The 16660-nt window shown below is 43.6% G+C and carries 19 protein-coding genes; 3 read left to right on the top strand and 16 right to left on the bottom strand.

Annotation, left to right across the window (positions count from 1 at the left end):
* Positions 1-114: 114 nt before the first annotated feature.
* Genes KNQ15_RS01455 through KNQ15_RS17005 form a run of 3 tightly spaced genes read right to left on the bottom strand, consistent with a single transcriptional unit; the run spans position 115 to position 2670 of the window.
* Positions 115-516 (bottom strand): reverse transcriptase-like protein, encoded by a 402-nt coding sequence (locus KNQ15_RS01455; RefSeq protein WP_214727322.1) that lies wholly within the window; start codon positions 514-516, stop codon positions 115-117.
* A complete protein-coding gene (locus KNQ15_RS01450; RefSeq protein ID WP_047393931.1) occupies positions 509-1468 on the bottom strand; it encodes a CobW family GTP-binding protein in 960 nt (319 codons plus the stop codon). Before KNQ15_RS01450 ends, KNQ15_RS01455 begins: the two co-directional genes overlap by 8 nt.
* Positions 1469-1479: 11 nt before the next feature.
* Entirely contained in the window at positions 1480-2670 is a 1191-nt protein-coding gene (locus KNQ15_RS17005) for an HD domain-containing protein (RefSeq protein ID WP_214727320.1), read from the bottom strand.
* Between the two features lie 140 nt (positions 2671-2810).
* Between KNQ15_RS17005 and KNQ15_RS01440 the strand changes: the two genes are divergently transcribed.
* Positions 2811-3296 carry a hypothetical protein gene (locus KNQ15_RS01440; protein ID WP_029341968.1) on the top strand — a complete coding sequence of 162 codons (486 nt, stop codon included), beginning with the start codon at positions 2811-2813 and terminating at the stop codon, positions 3294-3296.
* A 270-nt stretch (positions 3297-3566) separates the two neighbouring features.
* Here the strand turns inward: KNQ15_RS01440 and KNQ15_RS01435 are convergent, their stop codons facing one another.
* From KNQ15_RS01435 to yvfG, 11 genes are all read right to left on the bottom strand, one after another.
* Positions 3567-4133, bottom strand: coding sequence for a deoxycytidylate deaminase (locus KNQ15_RS01435; RefSeq protein ID WP_029341969.1), 567 nt, complete (start codon positions 4131-4133; stop codon positions 3567-3569).
* Between the two features lie 49 nt (positions 4134-4182).
* Positions 4183-5391, bottom strand: coding sequence for a toxic anion resistance protein (locus KNQ15_RS01430; RefSeq protein WP_029341970.1), 1209 nt, complete (start codon positions 5389-5391; stop codon positions 4183-4185).
* Complete coding sequence (locus KNQ15_RS01425) at positions 5378-6121, bottom strand: 5-bromo-4-chloroindolyl phosphate hydrolysis family protein (RefSeq protein ID WP_029341971.1); 744 nt, start codon at positions 6119-6121, stop codon at positions 5378-5380. The genes KNQ15_RS01430 and KNQ15_RS01425 overlap by 14 nt, the downstream gene beginning before the upstream one ends.
* A 256-nt stretch (positions 6122-6377) precedes the next feature.
* A complete protein-coding gene (locus tag KNQ15_RS01420) occupies positions 6378-7721 on the bottom strand; it encodes a sodium-dependent transporter (protein WP_214727318.1) in 1344 nt (447 codons plus the stop codon).
* A gap of 176 nt (positions 7722-7897) precedes the next feature.
* Positions 7898-8770, bottom strand: coding sequence for a diacylglycerol/lipid kinase family protein (locus tag KNQ15_RS01415; protein WP_214727316.1), 873 nt, complete (start codon positions 8768-8770; stop codon positions 7898-7900).
* On the bottom strand, positions 8767-10284 hold the full coding sequence (locus KNQ15_RS01410) for an ABC transporter permease/substrate-binding protein (RefSeq protein ID WP_029341974.1): 1518 nt from the start codon (positions 10282-10284) through the stop codon (positions 8767-8769). Before KNQ15_RS01410 ends, KNQ15_RS01415 begins: the two co-directional genes overlap by 4 nt.
* The gene (locus KNQ15_RS01405; RefSeq protein WP_029341975.1) at positions 10281-11012 is read right to left on the bottom strand and encodes an ABC transporter ATP-binding protein; all 732 of its coding nucleotides are present in this window, start codon (positions 11010-11012) and stop codon (positions 10281-10283) included. Before KNQ15_RS01405 ends, KNQ15_RS01410 begins: the two co-directional genes overlap by 4 nt.
* A gap of 184 nt (positions 11013-11196) precedes the next feature.
* Positions 11197-11814, bottom strand: coding sequence for a 3D domain-containing protein (locus tag KNQ15_RS01400; protein ID WP_214727314.1), 618 nt, complete (start codon positions 11812-11814; stop codon positions 11197-11199).
* 661 nt (positions 11815-12475) lie between these two features.
* The gene (locus KNQ15_RS01395; RefSeq protein ID WP_029341978.1) at positions 12476-12685 is read right to left on the bottom strand and encodes a hypothetical protein; all 210 of its coding nucleotides are present in this window, start codon (positions 12683-12685) and stop codon (positions 12476-12478) included.
* Positions 12686-12745: 60 nt separating this feature from the next.
* Positions 12746-13357, bottom strand: a complete 612-nt coding sequence (locus tag KNQ15_RS01390; protein WP_214727312.1) for an NUDIX hydrolase — start codon at positions 13355-13357, stop codon at positions 12746-12748.
* Positions 13354-13584, bottom strand: coding sequence for a protein YvfG (yvfG, locus tag KNQ15_RS01385; protein ID WP_251137557.1), 231 nt, complete (start codon positions 13582-13584; stop codon positions 13354-13356). The genes KNQ15_RS01390 and yvfG overlap by 4 nt, the downstream gene beginning before the upstream one ends.
* Before the next feature lie 79 nt (positions 13585-13663).
* On the opposite strand from yvfG, the gene KNQ15_RS01380 reads away from it, so the two are divergent.
* Together KNQ15_RS01380 and KNQ15_RS01375 are read left to right on the top strand one after the other, a co-directional pair.
* Positions 13664-15238 carry an FAD-dependent monooxygenase gene (locus tag KNQ15_RS01380; RefSeq protein WP_029341981.1) on the top strand — a complete coding sequence of 525 codons (1575 nt, stop codon included), beginning with the start codon at positions 13664-13666 and terminating at the stop codon, positions 15236-15238.
* 57 nt (positions 15239-15295) lie between these two features.
* On the top strand, positions 15296-15613 hold the full coding sequence (locus KNQ15_RS01375) for a hypothetical protein (RefSeq protein WP_214727310.1): 318 nt from the start codon (positions 15296-15298) through the stop codon (positions 15611-15613).
* Between the two features lie 44 nt (positions 15614-15657).
* On the opposite strand, the gene KNQ15_RS01370 is transcribed toward KNQ15_RS01375, so the two are convergent.
* The gene (locus KNQ15_RS01370) at positions 15658-16212 is read right to left on the bottom strand and encodes a nuclease-related domain-containing protein (RefSeq protein ID WP_029341983.1); all 555 of its coding nucleotides are present in this window, start codon (positions 16210-16212) and stop codon (positions 15658-15660) included.
* A 129-nt stretch (positions 16213-16341) separates the two neighbouring features.
* Positions 16342-16656, bottom strand: coding sequence for a cell division regulator GpsB (gene gpsB, locus KNQ15_RS01365; protein WP_023468607.1), 315 nt, complete (start codon positions 16654-16656; stop codon positions 16342-16344).
* Positions 16657-16660 lie beyond the last annotated feature (4 nt).

Here is a 16660-nt window from a genome sequence, read left to right as displayed (position 1 = left end):
AAAAAACCTGAGCCCGGTGGAATACCGGACTCAGGTCCTCAAGGTCGCCTGACAAATTATTTATTGTCTAACTTTTTTGGTTCAGTTCATGAGGATAGGGGTGTTTGTCGTCAATCATGCTTCGTATAATCGTAACGCCTCTCGTGCGACACGATCTGCTTTATTCTCCGACCGTGGAATCCACTTCACAAAAGCGAGTGGTAAGAGTTGATAACGCGCAAAGGCAGGATCAAAGATCGTCTGCGTTCGTTTATTCTTGACGAATTCGCGTTCGACCGCGAGTGCAACTGCTTCTGAATCCGTCCGAAACGAAATGACACTCTCGCCTTGTGCGATGAGTTCGTGCGCCCACTCGACAGCTTTCGAAAAAGCAATAAATTCTGCCTCATGATTATTGATTGCTTGAATTTGATACATTTTTTCTGTGACTTCGCCCTCGGAATTTTTACTAAAAAGTCCAACCGCCGCTTCATCATTTGAAGGACGGACCGTACCGTCAAAATAAAGTTCAACCATGTTCAATTGCCGCCTCGATTCCTTTTCGTATCGCTTGTTCATCTAGCCCTTTCCCAATGAAGACGAGCGTCGTCTTTGGTTGTTCGCTAAATGGTTCTCTAATCGCTGTTCCGTAAATCATGCCAGTACCTTGTAAAATGACCTTTCGATCCGTATCTGCAAAATGAATGATCCCTTTATAGCGATACAGGTCTTCCGCATAGGCCTCTAACACCTCACGTAGGACCATTCCGAATCGATTCCGGTTCAACGGTCGTTCCTCGACAATCGTCAATGCCGTGAAATCCTCAACCGATTGATGAATCTGATCCGTTTGTTGACTAAGTCGTACTTGCTCTTCTTTTGGAAAATGGAACGTTTCAAACAGTCGATCTGATTCGAGTTGACCTTGTTCCGTTTCAATGATGGCTGCAGAAGGATTTCGTTCGCGCAGTAAAGCGGTCAACGTTTCGCGCTCTGATACATCAACTAAATCCATCTTATTTAAGATAAGGACATCAGCAAAACCGATTTGTTTCACATTTTCTTGGAACGTCAGTTGACGTTCTAAATGATATGCATCGATGACTGTGACGACACTGGAAATCTGATAGGACTGTTCAACAGCCGGCTCAAAATAGAATGTCTGTAGAATCGGTCCTGGATCAGCGACGCCTGTCGTCTCAATCAATAATCGATCAAACGATAGCTCCCCATCTCGACGGCGTTTTGCGATCCGTAGCAACGCATCCCGTAAATCACCGCGAATCGAACAACAAATGCAGCCATTCGTCAATTCGATCATCTCTTCGTCACTTCGTTCAATCAATGCTTCATCAATATGAACAGAACCTACTTCATTGACGAGCAACGCAAACTTTTCTGTCGGTTGAGAAACGAGATGATTGAGTAGCGTAGTTTTACCGGCACCTAAAAAACCAGTAATGACAGTCGTACGTATTTTGTCTTGCATGATTTCACTCCTTAGCGTCCTTGTTGCTGACGCCATTTTTCTTTTCGTGCATCGAGTAGATCGATCGCATGGAGATACCAAGCATCTGTCGTTTGCGGCGTAACACTTGATCCCCACTCGCGTTTACCATGGTGTGATAATACCATATGCATGAGACGGTGATAAACAGCACGCGGTAATCGGATATCTTCTTCTCGAAGTGTTTGTTCGAGAACAAAACATCCATATGGCATATGCCCCATCAACACGCCGTCCGGATCAAGCGCAATGCCCGCCAGTTCTTCCTCTTCCTCTGTTACGTGCAGCAGTCTTGAAAAACGATCTGCCGAAGCCCCTGCATGTGTATACTCCCATAGCTTTCCGATGTCATGCAATAAAATGCCGAGTAACAATTCGTTCGGATTTGGACGTTGATCTAACAGTGCAATCCCTTTTGCCGCTTGATAGAGAGCATCAAAACTATCATCCCAAGAAAATTGACGTATCTCTCGTTCAGCTGCTTGGAATAGTTCATTTTTATGATCGGCTTCTGCTTCTTGAATACATTTGAGTAGCGTCAAGTATGGTTGTTCACTATCACAAATTCCTCGACCAATCGTCATCATACAAGCAGTGTGTTTCAGCAACCCACCGATATAGGCATGGTGATGAAAAAGAGCAGCCGGTCGTGTCGAAAAATCTGCCCAGTACTGTCGCAAAATCGAGAGCGCGATTTCTTGATGAGGAGAATCAAGCTGACCGACTAATCCAAGCAACTGATCACGGTATGTTTCAAGCGATTCACCTGCCGGTAACTGTGGCAAGAACTGCGTCGGTGAGGCATCATGAATCGGAGTGACACGCTGAACGGTCAATGATTTGTTTCCGGATTGCGGCGGATATTCCTCTACCTTTGCCTCGACCCGAACGATTCGTGTTTCGAGATAGGGACGAAGTGCTTCTTCTGCCGTTCCTTGATTGATCCATTGTTTTCCCTTACAAGATCCAGCGGGCGAATTGAACGTGAATTGTAACCATTCTCGTCCGGTTTGACCAGTACGGATTTCACCAGAGGCAACAAGTAGGACCTCTTCCACTCGTTCACCGGGAGCACATGTATCGATCGAAAATCCAATCGGTTGATTCGACTGATTAATGGAAAAATCAACATTTTCATAAGGAGGCATCGTCACTTCTGGAAGTGCCTTAAATAATTGAATCACGTCATCTCACTCCTTTTTCTTCATTCATATCATAGCAGACACGATTTCATCACGACTACTATTAAGCAGATATTGTAAGCGTTTTCTAAATGAATTATGATGAAATTGGAAGTCCATTTTATGCTTAAGGAGGAGAAACGATGATTCGACCACTTACTCAACTATACAGTGAAGCTGTTGGCACACTCGATCAATGGACGGTATCCGAAATCGTGACACGCGATCAAATTCGGCAAGCTGTTCAGTTGTACGATCCATATCAAATGCATACGTCGTATGCTTTGGAACAATTGTTGATTCATGAATTGCGTGAGGCTTGTCAGCATGTCCAAGAACAAGGGCTAACGTTGGCTGATGCGCAAACAGAGCTTCTCATTCTCTCTGCCTTCCAAAGTGATGCGGGCTATCAAGCAGAAGAAATTCAAGATATGTCTCCCACTGCAATCAAACGACACTTGTCCTCGCTAGACGCTGCCTTTAATCGACTATTGCATCAACTGTTTTTACATCAATCGCAACCAGACATCCTTTGTCAGCGATTCATGACGATTCTTTCAGGTGCGGTCGCCACGAAATGCGCAATCCGTGCTAAACGCTTCAAGGAAGCGACACTTGTTCATCCATAAAAAAAATCCTGACTCATGTGAGTCAGGATTTTTTCATTCAACGACCTGGCATTCCAGCTCCTTGATTGGTTTTGTATGAAAATGCGGCGTTCCGCTTCGTCATATTCTATAGTCATCATGACAAACTATTCAATTCCTGTCAATTCTTTTCTAAAAAAAAGTGGACCGATTTTCGATTGAAAATCAGTCCGAATGGAAGAGTGAATAATTACCATGGCAATGCTTGATTTCATCATACAATGCAATGGAAGCGTTTACAACCCTTTTCAGTTAAATTTTTTCAAGAAAATATTCGTTTGCGAGTGGCAAGTGAATGACTTCGATCCCACTCTGCCTCATCAGGTTCAACCCGTCCCCGTATTCATAACCTGTCGAATAGACGACCCGATCGATTTTAGAGGCAATCAGCGCCAAACTACATGCATGACACGGACTATGGGTGACATAAGCGGTCGCATGACGCGCACTCGTCGAATCGGCTGCCAGCTTACCGAGCGCGTTGATTTCAGCATGAATCTCGTGTTGTTTCGACCATTCATGGTGTTCTTCTTGATTTTCGCACCGATAAAAAAGAATCCCGTTTCGTTCAATCGATTCTTCAACCACCGGGTGGTCAGGTCGTGATGTATAGAGAATACCCTCTTGCTTTAAGTAAATTTCGTTGCAATTCACATGCTGACTAGGTGTTCCGTTTATTCCGATCGAAATCGGCTTTTCATCTTTGACGATGACACAGGCAACAGATTTCGAGGCACATTTAGAATGACGATCTGCCATCATCCGTGCGAATAATAACCATGTCGTATCCCATTGCAGCTGTTTCTCTTCACTTTTCATTCCTAATCCTTCCTTTCATGAAGGAAAGGAACACGAAAAATCGTGTTCCTTAGTATGGTCGATTCGGTAATTCTCTGCTTTTTGAAGCGACTTCGATGACTTTTTGTTTCAGTTCGTTTTCCATTCGTTCTAACTCATGCTCCGCATCACGACGCTTTTGTTTTCCTTCTTGTTGGATGCGTAATGTTTCATCGAGTGTCTCAATCAAGTTTTGATGTGCAACCTTTAACGATTCAACAGATACGATACCTTTTTCGTTTTCTTCCGCAATTTCAATTGACGATTCCTTCAACAGCTTCGAATTTTGCTCAAGTAACTGGTTCGTCGTATTGGTGACATCCTTCTGCATTTCAAGCGCTGCCTTTTGACGCGACAGACTCAAAGATAGGACAACTTGGTTCTTCCAAAGTGGAATCGTATTGACGACGGCTGATTCAATTTTTTCCGCTAGAATTTGGTTGTTTTGTTGAATGACACGAATTTGCGGTGCCATCTGCAAGCTAATCGTTCGAGATAATTTTAAATCATGGATTTTCTTTTCAAAACGATCCGTCAATTGAATCAAGTCATTTAATTCCTGTAACTTCGTTTGATCCCGCGATACCTCGACTTCTGTTCGTAACGGTTCGATTTCATGTTGACGAACGTGAGCAATTTTCGTTTCGCCGGCTGCAATATAGACGTTCAATTCTTCGAAATAACGCTTGTTCTTTTGATACATTTGATCAAGTAGCGTAATATCCTTCATTAAACCAAATTTCGATCGATCAAGATTGTGTACGACTTCTTCCAGATACGCACTCATTTTCTCATATTGCAAGAAGTACGTTTCCGCTTTTTTCTTCGCCCGACCAATGACCGGTACGTTCGACCAGAAACTCTTTTTTTCTTGGAGCGTGTCTGGATCCATTTGGCGGACACGTTGCATTAAATCACTCAACAATTTTCCCGCTTCGCCGCCATCCTTCATCTTCACTTCACTTAAGACTTGATCAGAGAATTGGGATAACTCACGTTGAACAGGCGCGCCAAACTGCATGACAGCATCTGTTTTCTGAAGATCAATCACCTGTAGTAGACGTTCGATCTTTTGTCGTTGTTCTGACGGAACATCTGAAGGAATCATCTCTTCGACCGGACGTGCCGGCATTTTAGGTGGTGTCTCTGCTACATTCAAATCGACCGATGGATCAGAAATCGTCGGTTGCTCTTGCTCATCAGGCCATTGTTGCCATGTATCTTTATCAGAATGGGTCATGTCGGTAACTCTCCTCCTGTTTTCGTTGTTCAGTCTCTTGCGCCAGTACCTTTTCAATCGTCAAAAGTTCCCGTTCTAAATCAACGGTGTCTCCTTCAAGCAACAAGGTTTGTTGCTGTTTCAGCTTTTGACCGATCATCTTTAAGTTCGAAATCAATTGATTTTTCGTATCCAATTGAACTTGGGCACCACGGCGTTCCAAATCGGCATATTTTTCTGAAATCGACAATAAGGAATCCAAGTAGAATGTAAAGAAGTCCCGAACTTTTTTGACGTCGCGTGGACTTTCATATAATTCCTCGAACAATACATGCGCTTCACGAGAGACGATTCGCATCTCGCTTCTAATTTCGCTATCTCGAATGGACGGAACGATTTGATCGTACGTCTGGATTTTCGCAAATCCTTCTTCGATTGTCCGCTGCAATACTTGAAGCTCCAAATCATCCGTCTCTTCAAAACGGCGTGTCGCCCGTTCTGGTTTTAAAATGACACTTCCGACGAATTCCTCTTCATCGTCAAGAAGTAATTTCTTTTTCACATTTTTCCGCTTGATTTCAGTCGACTTCCGTTCTGTCCGATATCGTCGACCTGGTTTTGTCCGGTAACCGCTCCAAATGAACCACAAACCAAGAGCGATGAAGATTCCCGAGAAGTTGAACGTATCGGCTAATTGTAGAAATACGAACATCATACCGATGGAACCAAATATCCACCATGAAGACTTCATGTCATCCCCTCTTCCTTCGTGCTGATTCTTCTATCAGGTTTACGTGTCTTTATTTTAACATTACGTATGGTCTAACAAAAAGTTTCCCGTTTTTGCGAAATGTTACGCCTCATGTATTCATATTTCACCATACTTTTTAACGAATGACATCAGGCTGAAGAATGAACTGTTCAGGCTTTTCTGTTTGATATCCTTTCATGACAAATAAGGTAGTCGACAATTTTAGTCGACTACCTTATGGAGAATACTTCATTTATTATCCGAACAACGGCCAAACAAGAATAATGAGGATCGCGATTGGACTTAGGTAACATACACTCAGTCGCCAGATTGGGACCATTTTTTTCATCATTGGGCTAGTAACCAATTCTTGTTCGACAAGTGCACGGTCTAACTTAAAGCCAGCAAAAATCGAAATTAATAATGCACCGATTGGCATTAAAATATTCGAGACTAGGAAATCAATGCTATCAAAGAACGTTTTTCCCATGAACTGCGCATCACCTAAGATTCCGAACGAAAGCGCGGACGGAATCCCGACGATTGCAATCGCTAGTGTCGCAAGCCATGTCGTCCGTTTTTTATCACGCATCGTCGCGTTTTCTTTACGATCCGTTAAGGAAGCAACAACGACTTCAAGCATCGCGATCGATGACGTGATCGATGCGAAAGCGAATAAAAGGAAAAACAACGTCAAGAAGACTGAACCAAACTGAATTTGGCTGAAGACTGTTGGTAAGACGATAAAGAGTAACGCTGGTCCTTCTGCTGGATCAAGACCTGAAGCAAAAACTGCTGGGAAAATCGCAAATCCTGCGAGTAACGAGACAGCGACATTCATTGTAACGATCCAAGCTGCAGAACGATTAATCTCTCCACGTTCCTTCATATAGGAAGCGTATGTCAGCATCGCTGATACACCGAGCGATAGTGAGAAGAACGCTTGACCGAGTGCACTGAGCACTGATGTTCGATTCAGGACCGAGAAATCAGGCTGTATGAAGAATTTAACACCTTCCATTGCACCATCGAGTGTCAAAGAACGGACAACAAGAACAATGAAACAAACAAATAATAAAGGCATCATGATTTTACTCATTTTTTCAATACCAGATTGAACTCCGCGTAAGACTATCCAACACGTCAATGCGAGGAAAATCAATTGTCCTGAAATGACATAGAGCGGTGAGGCAGAAATCGTGCCGAACAGTTCACCAAGCGCACCACTGTCCATCGTCGTTAAACGACCAGTAAACCCTAGAATGGTATAAATCAATACCCATCCACCAATGACGCTGTAGAAAGAGAGCAACAAGAAACATGCGATGACACCAAGGACACCAATGAACGTGAACTTCTTATGGCCAAGCTCCGAGAATGCTCGAAGTGCTGTTTTCCCGCTCGTTCGACCGATTAAAAATTCGGCAATCAAGACAGGCAGTCCCAGCAGTAAGGTAAACACGAGGAATAAGAGTAAAAACGCGCCTCCTCCGTTCGTTCCAGTCGTGTACGGAAATTTCCAAATGGCCCCCAGACCAATGGCGGATCCCGCTGCTGCTAAAATAAATCCAACTTTTGAAGCCCATGCGTTTCCTTTCATGGTGCTCCACCTCCTTTTCAAAATACTTTTTCATTGTACAGAAAGAATCCGTGAAAGTCATCCTTTATCAAATATTTTCTTTAAAGCGTCAAAGCATAACCGCATACGCGTGTTGAATAATCATCAAAAAAGAGAAGATCGTATACTTTTACGACCTTCTCTTCCTTCCAATTTTATTATAGAGTGCCTCCATACATTCGGAGAAACTCTGGTAATACTTTGACTGTCACTGGTGTATGAATCGCTTTTTCACCATCTGTATCAATGACTTTTGCATCTTTCGTTTTCAACTGAAAACCGCTTGTCAGGATATGCGTAAAGGAAGGATCATTGGCAAGACCGATTTTTTGAAGGATCACATCACGAATAGTCGTCAAGTTTACTTCATCGACGATGACTAAATCAAGTTTCCCATCGTTATATGCTCCATCTGACAAGTTTGTTTCGATTCCACCGAGCGATTCTCCATTTGCCGCAAGGATTAGTACCGCTTCGCCTGTCATATGACGACCTTCGTCTAAGATTAATTCATATTCAAATGGTTTTGCTTCTAGACTCGAACGAATCGTCGATAGATAATAACCCATCTTACCAAGACGTGCTTTTTCTTCCGTATCGATTCCAATTGATGCTTCTGCGACAAGACCAACGCCAAGGAAATTCAAGAAATAGCTATCTTCGACTTGTCCGAGATCAACTTGAACGACATGTTGCATCGCAATCGCTTCCGCGGCAAGGCGCGGCGCCATCGGCAACCCGAGTGTTCGTGCGAAATCATTACAAGTACCTCCAGGAATGATCCCAAGAATTGGTCGCTCGTCTAGTTTTGCGACGCCGTTGATTGTTTCAAAGACCGTTCCATCTCCACCAATGACGACGACGGCATCAAACGAAGATGATTCTTCCGCAAAATGCATCGCATCGCCGGCTTGTTTCGTATTTTTAATGACGATTTCATCGAACAATGTACTTAACGGTTCGATGACTTCTCCAAGTAATCCCATACCATTCATGCCCGCTGTTGGATTACTGATCAGTAATAGCTTCATTGAATGATGCCTTCTTTCTTCAGATAATCACGAGCGACTTCATTCGCTGTTTTCCCACCATATGCGACCGCTTCATTCATTTTGGACATCTCTTCATCAGAAATTTTACCTGATAATTGTTCGAGTGCCTGTTTTACTTCTGGATATTCTTCAATCGTCTCTTGACGCAGAAGAGGAGCCCCTTCGTACGGCGGGAATAATTGCTGGTCGTCTTTTAGGACCACCATGTCGTATTTCGCGATTTCTGGATCCGTTGAGTAAGCATCAATGACATCGATTTCACCTGATTCGATTGCTTTATAGCGCAACTTCGGTTCCATCGTAACGACTTCTTTGAAATTGACGTCATATTTTTCTTGAATGCCTTTATACCCATCTTGGCGATCCTTGAATTCTAACGTGAAGCCGGCTGTTAACTGATTCGCGACCTGTTTCAAGTCAGAAATCGTCTTCAGATCATAGCGTTCAGCTAATTTCTTCGGAACGGCTACAGCATAAGTGTTGTTATAGTTCATAGGTGGTAGCAAGGCTAATTCTTGTTTTTCAAGACCGGCTTTCGCTTGTTCATACACTTCTTTTGCATCGTTTGACTTCGGTTTTTCATTCGTCAAACTAGCAAGTACCGTTCCCGTAAATTCTGGATACGCGTCGATATCACCTGACTCGAGTGCCTTGTAGACGAATGTCGTCTTCCCAAAGTTTGGTTTAACTTGAACTGTCAAATCTGTTTCATCTTCAATGACGATTTTATACATATTCATCAGGATTTCAGGTTCTACACCTAATTTTCCAGCAACGACGAGATCCGGTCGTTCACTGCGACCAAAGGCAAAAGGTGCAGCGACGATCGCGACCATCAATACGACTGCTGTTACGAGACGGGCTGTTTGTCGTTTACGAGTTGCGACTTCCGTTTGACGTAATAAGCCATCAAATAGAAGGGCGAGCAGTGCTGCTGGAATCGCACCAAGCAACAGTAGATAGTTATCGTTACGGTCGATTCCAAGGAGAATGATGGAACCTAATCCTCCAGCACCAATCAAGGCCGCAATCGTTGCTGTACCAATGATCAGTACCATCGCGGTCCGTATACCCGCCATCATGACAGGTAGTGCTAATGGAAGTTCGACTTTCCATAAACTTTGCATCGGAGTCATCCCACATGCGCGTGCTGCTTCCTTGATCGAAGGATCGACTTCGGCAAGCCCTGTATAAGTGTTTCGAACGATTGGTAATAAGGAATATAAGACAAGTGCAATAATGGACGGGACTGTACCGATTCCGACAAGTGGTATCATCAGACCGAGTAACGCGAGTGATGGAATCGTCTGGATGACAGAGGTTACACCAATCGACCACTCACTCAGACGTTTATTGCGTGATAAGTAAATCCCCAGCGGAATAGCGATGACACATGCGATCAGCAAGGAGATGACAGATAATTGGATATGTTCGATCAACGCTTGAAGCAGTTCGCTTTTTCGGTCCTGATACGTCTCAAGCAATCCGTTCATTCGATATTCCCCCTGACTTGACGCATGAATTCTTGAACGAACGGATCGTTACTTGCTAGTACCTCTTCCTTCGTACCGATGAAAGCGATCTCTCCAGCGTTCATCAGACAGATGCGACTGCCTAGTTTCAACGCTTCGTTCATATCGTGCGTGACGAATAAAATTGTTTTACCAAGCTCTTCGTTTAGATGCAACAAATCATTTTGTAATTGTTCCCGTGAAATGGGATCAAGAGCAGAAAATGGTTCATCCATCAAGATGACGTCTTGTTCTGCTGCGAGTGCCCGCATAACCCCGACCCGTTGTTGTTGTCCCCCAGAGAGTTCGCTTGGATATTTTTTCTTAAGTGAGGTGTTCAACCCAGTTAACCGAAATAATTCATCGACTCGTTGTACCACTTTCTCTTTATCCCACTTTAATAACTCAGGTACGACGCTAACGTTCTCCTCAATCGTCATGTGTGGAAAAAGGGCAATCTGTTGTAAGACATAGCCAATTCGCCGACGCAGTTCATGTTCATTGATTGACATGATCGGTTCACCATCAATCCAAATTTGCCCTTCCGTATGATCAATCAATCGATTGACCATTTTCATCGTCGTAGTTTTACCGCATCCTGAAGGACCAATCAAACAAAAAATCTCGCCTTGTTCAACCGTAAAATTCACATGTTGTACTGCCTTTGTTCCGTCTGCATACGTTTTGCCGACATCCTTGAATTCAATCACTAACCATCCCTCGTTTCCCGGTTTATTATCTTTGTAAAATTCCCCTTTCTTGGACATTCCAAAACCTATTCCATCCACTCTTTTCCCTGTTTTCTAAATCCATTATCGAACAGGCAAGTTTTTAATTCTTTATCAAAACAAAAAAGACGATGGAAACTATCCACCGCCTAATCGTAAACATCTCTTATTCGAACGTCACCGTGACTTGACGGCGACCCCATTCTAAGGCTTCTTGTTTTGAACCGACAAGAAGATCCATGATTTTTCCGCGAATCGCACCACCTGTATCGAGCGCAATCGCATCGCCGAAACCTTCTACATGTACCTTAGTTCCAAGCGGTACGACCGATGGATCGACAGCAACAATGCGACGTCCTTCGTATGTAATCGTGTTTGTGACGTCATAACCTGATGCCGTTAAGGCACGACCATTATACAAGCGGCTTCCATTGTTTTCTGGATTCGTCGTATACGCTGTCGTCTCAAATGTTTCCGTACGCTTTGTGGAACGGTCAGTGTTTGCTTGTGTTCGACTGTGTTTCTTTACCTGTTGTGCTTCCTTTTTGGCTTCTTGTGTTGCTTTTGCTTTTTGCTTAGCCAAGGCTTTTAGACGCGCTTGTTTTTTCGCCTCTGCTTGTTCACGCTTCTCTTGAGCAGCTTGACGTTTCATCTCTAATGGATTTTGTACGATTGTTTTCTCCGTACCGATCCCGATTTGTGCTGCCGACGCTTCATGATGCGGCAAAAGAATAAATATGAATCCCGTTAAACAAAGGGATAAAAGGAATGATGTTCGTTTCATGTTGATGCCAACCTTTCTCGCCGTTTTACGACCCGCACAACGTATCACGGTGACAAATAGTTTGAAAAGCGAACACTATGAATTGAAATATATCTGTCAAAAAGTAACGAAATGGTTACACGCTTACAAAAAACGCTCTCAATCGTTGTGTATCAACGTTTTTATATTTTGTAACCGTTCTGTTACGAATTAGTTCTTGTTACTCTTTTGTAATAAATGTATCTTTTCGATGTTTTCAGTTATTTTATCCAATTCTTCAAAGAATATAAGAATATAGGATTTTATTATTATTCAGATCGCTGAATGAACATAAAAAACACACCAATTATGTGGTGTGCTGAGTTTGCAAACAAGATGGTCCTGCGGAACCAGTTGTTCCAATATGATTGTGATCTCTCTTACCATCATTGAAAGTCCTCCTCCTTCTTCGTTTCTACTTTTTTATACCGAAAGAAAGAGGAGAGAAGCGTTTTGTTCACTCGAAATCGCTTCCTAGGGAAAAACAAGCAGGAGCGACCCTGCAACGAAGTGAAGCGGCGCGATGCTTGTCCCAGGAAAACGATTCGAGATGAACAAAAAAAGCGCAATCTTTCTCGTTAAGAGAAAAATTACGCTTTGTCTTAAGTCTGAGCAAACCAATTATGTGGTGTGCTTTCATGTATTATTTTGTTTTACGTTCTAACAATTCGATCTCTGACTTTAATAAGACTTGTTTTTCAAACTCTAAGCCGAGTGACTCAAAGTTTTTCGTGTGGGATACATCACCGACGACCGTATTTGTCAATACAGCCGTTACTTCCGCAACCCAACCTTCTTTTGTTTTCACCATATCGCCAACGATATAATCGAATAACTCTTCTGTTTCTTCCATCTGACTCATCTCCTGACACGTTCAATTACAGTTAATCATATAAAATAACGACCGAAAAAGCTAGTCACGCGTCAATTGAGTTAAGAACTGGCGCAAGATTTTAGCGGTTAATCCCCAAATCAGATAATCCCCGTGCTCATAAAAATGCTCCGTGACCGTATACGTACGATCCAGATATGCTTCTCGATTCGCCATTCGTTCGGTCGGCACTTCCTTGCCAGGGCGGATCCGCCACTCCATATCTCCTTTAATCGGCTTCGAGGTCATCAATTCTGTTAATGATACGAGAAACACATGATCGACTTCTGCAGGTGAAGGATTAAAGTCCGTCGCATGGAGAATGCCAAGATACGGGTAAATGATCGACCGGTTCGGTGTCACGAGTGGTTCAAGTGTTCCAATCACTTCGATCTCAGAAGCATTGACATTTAATTCTTCGACCGTTTCACGAACAGCTGCTGCTTTCGGTAATTCACCCGCATCGATCCGACCACCCGGAAAAGCGATTTCACCTGGTTGCGAACGTAGTGTTTTGGCTCTCACTTGAAATAACAGGTACACTTCACCATTCTGCTCGACTAACGGAACGAGTACGGCTGCCGCATGACGAGGTAAACGTTCTTCAGAATCTACGTATTGCTTTCGGATATCGGCTAAGTTCACCTGTTTCATCGCCCTTCTTGTGCAACGTGATGGTACGCCTCTTCCAGATGGCGCATACGGACGATGAGATCCGCATTCTTAGCAATCCGGTCCGATAAAATCGATCCTGCTACCGTCTTGTAATAGGCGTTTAACGCATGTCTTTTTGTTAGATGCGCTTCATTCTGCCGGATATATTCCTTAAAATTCGCAATCAATCGTTCTGTCGTAAAAAGTTGTTCGTTCACAAGTTTCATCCTTTCACACGTCCAGCGTGTCATCAATAGTTTAATGGTACCGAGTTTTGGCTAAGATGTAAATTAAGGGGGGTTATCCGTGAATAAAAAATTAGATGTCCTCATTATCGGTGCCGGACCAACCGGTTTAACACTCGCACTCGCACTCTCGCGCTATGGATTATCCTTTCGCATCGTCGAACGTGCAAGCGGACCATCCGTCGTCTCAAAAGCAATCGGGATTCAAGCGCGTTCTCTAGAGTTGTTCGCAAGGCTTGGTGTCGCAGAAGACTTGATGGAGAATGCGATTAAAATCAATCAAGGAAACCTCTATGTCAATGGTGCATGGCAGGCAAAACTTGATTTTACTGATTTGAATACACCCTTTCCGTTCGTCACGCTGTTACCTCAAAGTGAGACAGAACGGATTCTTGAAGCGCAACTCGCCACTTACGGTCATGCAGTGGAACGAGAGACGGAATTAACGGGGTTTGCTCAATTCCCGACTTTTGTTACTGCTTCCTTACAACATAAAGGGGAAACAGAGACGGTCGATGCTTCCTTCATCATCGGAGCAGATGGTGCGAACAGTTTCGTCCGTCGTGAGCTCGGGCTTCCATTCAGCGGGAAGTCGTTTAAAGAATCGTGGGCACTGGCTGACATCGAGGTCGACTGGCCGCTCTCTTCAGAAGAGGTTCATATCTTCTTCTCTGATCATGGCGTCATCGAGTCGTTTCCTCTCCAGTCGAACTTGTTCCGTATTACGGGGAATCTAACAAGCGGACCTGTTCCGACCGACCATAAAGCGATTGATGATTTTTTACAAAATCGAGCCAAAGTACCGTTTGAGCTAAAAAAAGTCCATTGGTATTCGATGTTCCGTGTCCATAACCGGATTATCGAGAAATTTGGTCACCATCGGATTTATTTGATTGGGGATGCCGCACACATCAATTCACCCGTCGGTGGTCAAGGAATGAACACCGGAATTGCTGATGCGATGAACCTCGCTTGGAAACTATGGTGTGTCCATCAGTTCAAGGCGAGTTTTCCGTTACTTGATTCTTACAGCGTCGAACGTCGAGAAGCGGCACAAGGTATCTTACGATCAACAAATCTTGCGACGGAACTCCTGCAAATCAACATTCCCTTTTTATTACCCTTGCAGGAAAAAGTCATTCGGAATAGTCTCAAAATCGCACCCTTACATCATTTCGTGACAAACCGGATTGCTCAGCTCAACAGCCACTACCCAGCGAGTTCGACCTTCGTCACACAAGGACACTTTAGTCCATTGACACCAAAACCAGGTGAACCGATGCCTTACAGTGAAGTCGTCCACCCGCGGACGAAAAAGAACGAACTATTGTTACGTCGTGCCGATCGGAATTTCTTATTGCTGCTGTTCTTACCAAAAAATGCAACCGATGATCTTCTTGAGCCATTCAAGGAACTCGCCTATACCTATCCCGATCTATTTGAGACGGTACCGATCCATCAATCCCTTAAAGAGGATGGTGTCGTCGATCAAGGCGGTGAACTTGCACGACGCTTTGGCATCAAGCAATCCGGATTATATTTGATTCGCCCTGACGGTTATATCGCGTATCGCCAACAAGGTTTGAAAAGTAAATCATTCGCCCGGTATGTTGAACGTTTACTTTATGCGCGTTAACAACGTTTACTTTATGCGCGTTAACTCGGTATGATAGTAGGTGAGGTGAAGGTAAAGATGGATATACAGCTAGTTCGAACGGTTTTAATCATTCTTTTAGTCATTGCATTTCTCGTCATCGTCAGCAGACGAACGAAGGAAAATCTTCGATGGTCATTGATCAGGGAAGCATTTGGTGAAAAAGGAGAAGATTTATTAAAGGATGCTGCTCGACTTGAAGCAGCTGACTTAGACATTCGAGTCGAACGCGGCGTCAAGACTTCGTTTTTATTCCGGCGTTTCAGTAAAGACTTGGATGATCGCGTAGCGGTGTATGTCTTGAAAGAAGACTTGGATCAAGCTGAAGACATTCTTGCTTCTCGACCAAGACGATGAATTCAAACGAAAAGGCAGTGAAGCGAGCGCTTCACTGCCTTTGTTCATTCCTGCTGCTGTGCAAGATAAAATGCAACTTGTTTTCGTTCTTGCTCTAGAACAGGGGAGGATTTTTTTGAGACGATGAACGCCCGCACATCCTTGAAGCTATGCCCCGTCGGGAATTTAATTCGTTCCGTTCGCATCTGAGGTGCATTCGGAAAAAGTGTGATGCCATGAATCGGAATGATGATCCCTTGTTCTTTTAGCGTTTTTCGAACCGCTTGAACGATTTTTTTCGACTGATTGATTGGATGAGGTTCAAACACTTTTCTTCCATGCTCAGAATCCATGATATGACAAGATTCCTCCGTCATCCATTCTACGACCGCATCGTTTTGTAACACGAGGAACAATCCTTTTGGACCAATCAGTGCAAAAGGAATGACAATCGTGTCAGAAAGACGAATCCGATCAAACAACATCCAATCAAAACGACAAACATGACGGATTTCATTACAGAGTGCATCCGTTTCACTCGTCGTCGTACTCACTTGTTTATTTGCAAAAAAACGACGGCGCGGTGGTTCAGGAACAGAAGCAGTCATGACTTGTAACATGGTTCATCATCCTTTGTAGTATGTATTATTAGTTATCTTAACACCGTTTTCGTTCAGATGACGATTCTTTCAAAAAGAAGGAAATAAAAAAGACACTTCTGATTTGACAGAAATGTCTTTTTTGATGCGTCAATCTTGGTGCGGACGTCCGAAAACGGCCTTCTCTAGATTCGAAATACGACGTAACATGTCATAGTTCGATGAACTTGATACTTGTGGCTCCGCTTGTTCGACGCGGCGTTCTTCACGTTTTACCGGTTGTGCTGGTGCTTGTTTTAACGCCTCGTTCTCTTTCTTCAGACGTTCGATCTCACGTTCGAATCCTTCATAATCCTTAATGATTTGATCCAAGTATCCATCGACATCCTCGATGACATAGCCACGGAGGCCGGTTTTGAATTCCTTTTTGTAAATATCGTCCGCTGTCAACAATGGCTTATACATCCTC

The sequence above is a fragment of the Exiguobacterium sp. s168 genome (assembly GCF_018619035.1).
In the GTDB taxonomy this organism is placed as follows: Bacteria; Bacillota; Bacilli; order Exiguobacteriales; family Exiguobacteriaceae; genus Exiguobacterium_A; species Exiguobacterium_A acetylicum.
The sequence above is the reverse complement of the archived record's forward strand: the minus strand, read 5'-3'. Positions and strand labels throughout refer to the sequence as shown.

Excerpts from the sequence above, each read along its gene's own strand:
- KNQ15_RS01400 (WP_214727314.1), bottom strand. The coding sequence starts at position 11,814 with ATGAAACGAACATCATTCCTTTTATCCCTTTGTTTAACGGGATTCATA.
- KNQ15_RS01455 (WP_214727322.1), bottom strand. The coding sequence starts at position 516 with ATGGTTGAACTTTATTTTGACGGTACGGTCCGTCCTTCAAATGATGAA.
- KNQ15_RS01440 (WP_029341968.1), top strand. The coding sequence starts at position 2,811 with ATGATTCGACCACTTACTCAACTATACAGTGAAGCTGTTGGCACACTC.
- KNQ15_RS01435 (WP_029341969.1), bottom strand. The coding sequence starts at position 4,133 with ATGAAAAGTGAAGAGAAACAGCTGCAATGGGATACGACATGGTTATTA.
- yvfG (WP_251137557.1), bottom strand. The coding sequence starts at position 13,584 with ATGAAACTTGTGAACGAACAACTTTTTACGACAGAACGATTGATTGCG.
- KNQ15_RS01395 (WP_029341978.1), bottom strand. The coding sequence starts at position 12,685 with ATGGAAGAAACAGAAGAGTTATTCGATTATATCGTTGGCGATATGGTG.
- KNQ15_RS01450 (WP_047393931.1), bottom strand. The coding sequence starts at position 1,468 with ATGCAAGACAAAATACGTACGACTGTCATTACTGGTTTTTTAGGTGCC.
- KNQ15_RS01420 (WP_214727318.1), bottom strand. The coding sequence starts at position 7,721 with ATGAAAGGAAACGCATGGGCTTCAAAAGTTGGATTTATTTTAGCAGCA.
- KNQ15_RS01425 (WP_029341971.1), bottom strand. The coding sequence starts at position 6,121 with ATGAAGTCTTCATGGTGGATATTTGGTTCCATCGGTATGATGTTCGTA.
- gpsB (WP_023468607.1), bottom strand. The coding sequence starts at position 16,656 with ATGTATAAGCCATTGTTGACAGCGGACGATATTTACAAAAAGGAATTC.
- KNQ15_RS01430 (WP_029341970.1), bottom strand. The coding sequence starts at position 5,391 with ATGACCCATTCTGATAAAGATACATGGCAACAATGGCCTGATGAGCAA.
- KNQ15_RS01375 (WP_214727310.1), top strand. The coding sequence starts at position 15,296 with ATGGATATACAGCTAGTTCGAACGGTTTTAATCATTCTTTTAGTCATT.
- KNQ15_RS01410 (WP_029341974.1), bottom strand. The coding sequence starts at position 10,284 with ATGAACGGATTGCTTGAGACGTATCAGGACCGAAAAAGCGAACTGCTT.
- KNQ15_RS01390 (WP_214727312.1), bottom strand. The coding sequence starts at position 13,357 with ATGAAACAGGTGAACTTAGCCGATATCCGAAAGCAATACGTAGATTCT.
- KNQ15_RS01415 (WP_214727316.1), bottom strand. The coding sequence starts at position 8,770 with ATGAAGCTATTACTGATCAGTAATCCAACAGCGGGCATGAATGGTATG.
- KNQ15_RS01370 (WP_029341983.1), bottom strand. The coding sequence starts at position 16,212 with ATGTTACAAGTCATGACTGCTTCTGTTCCTGAACCACCGCGCCGTCGT.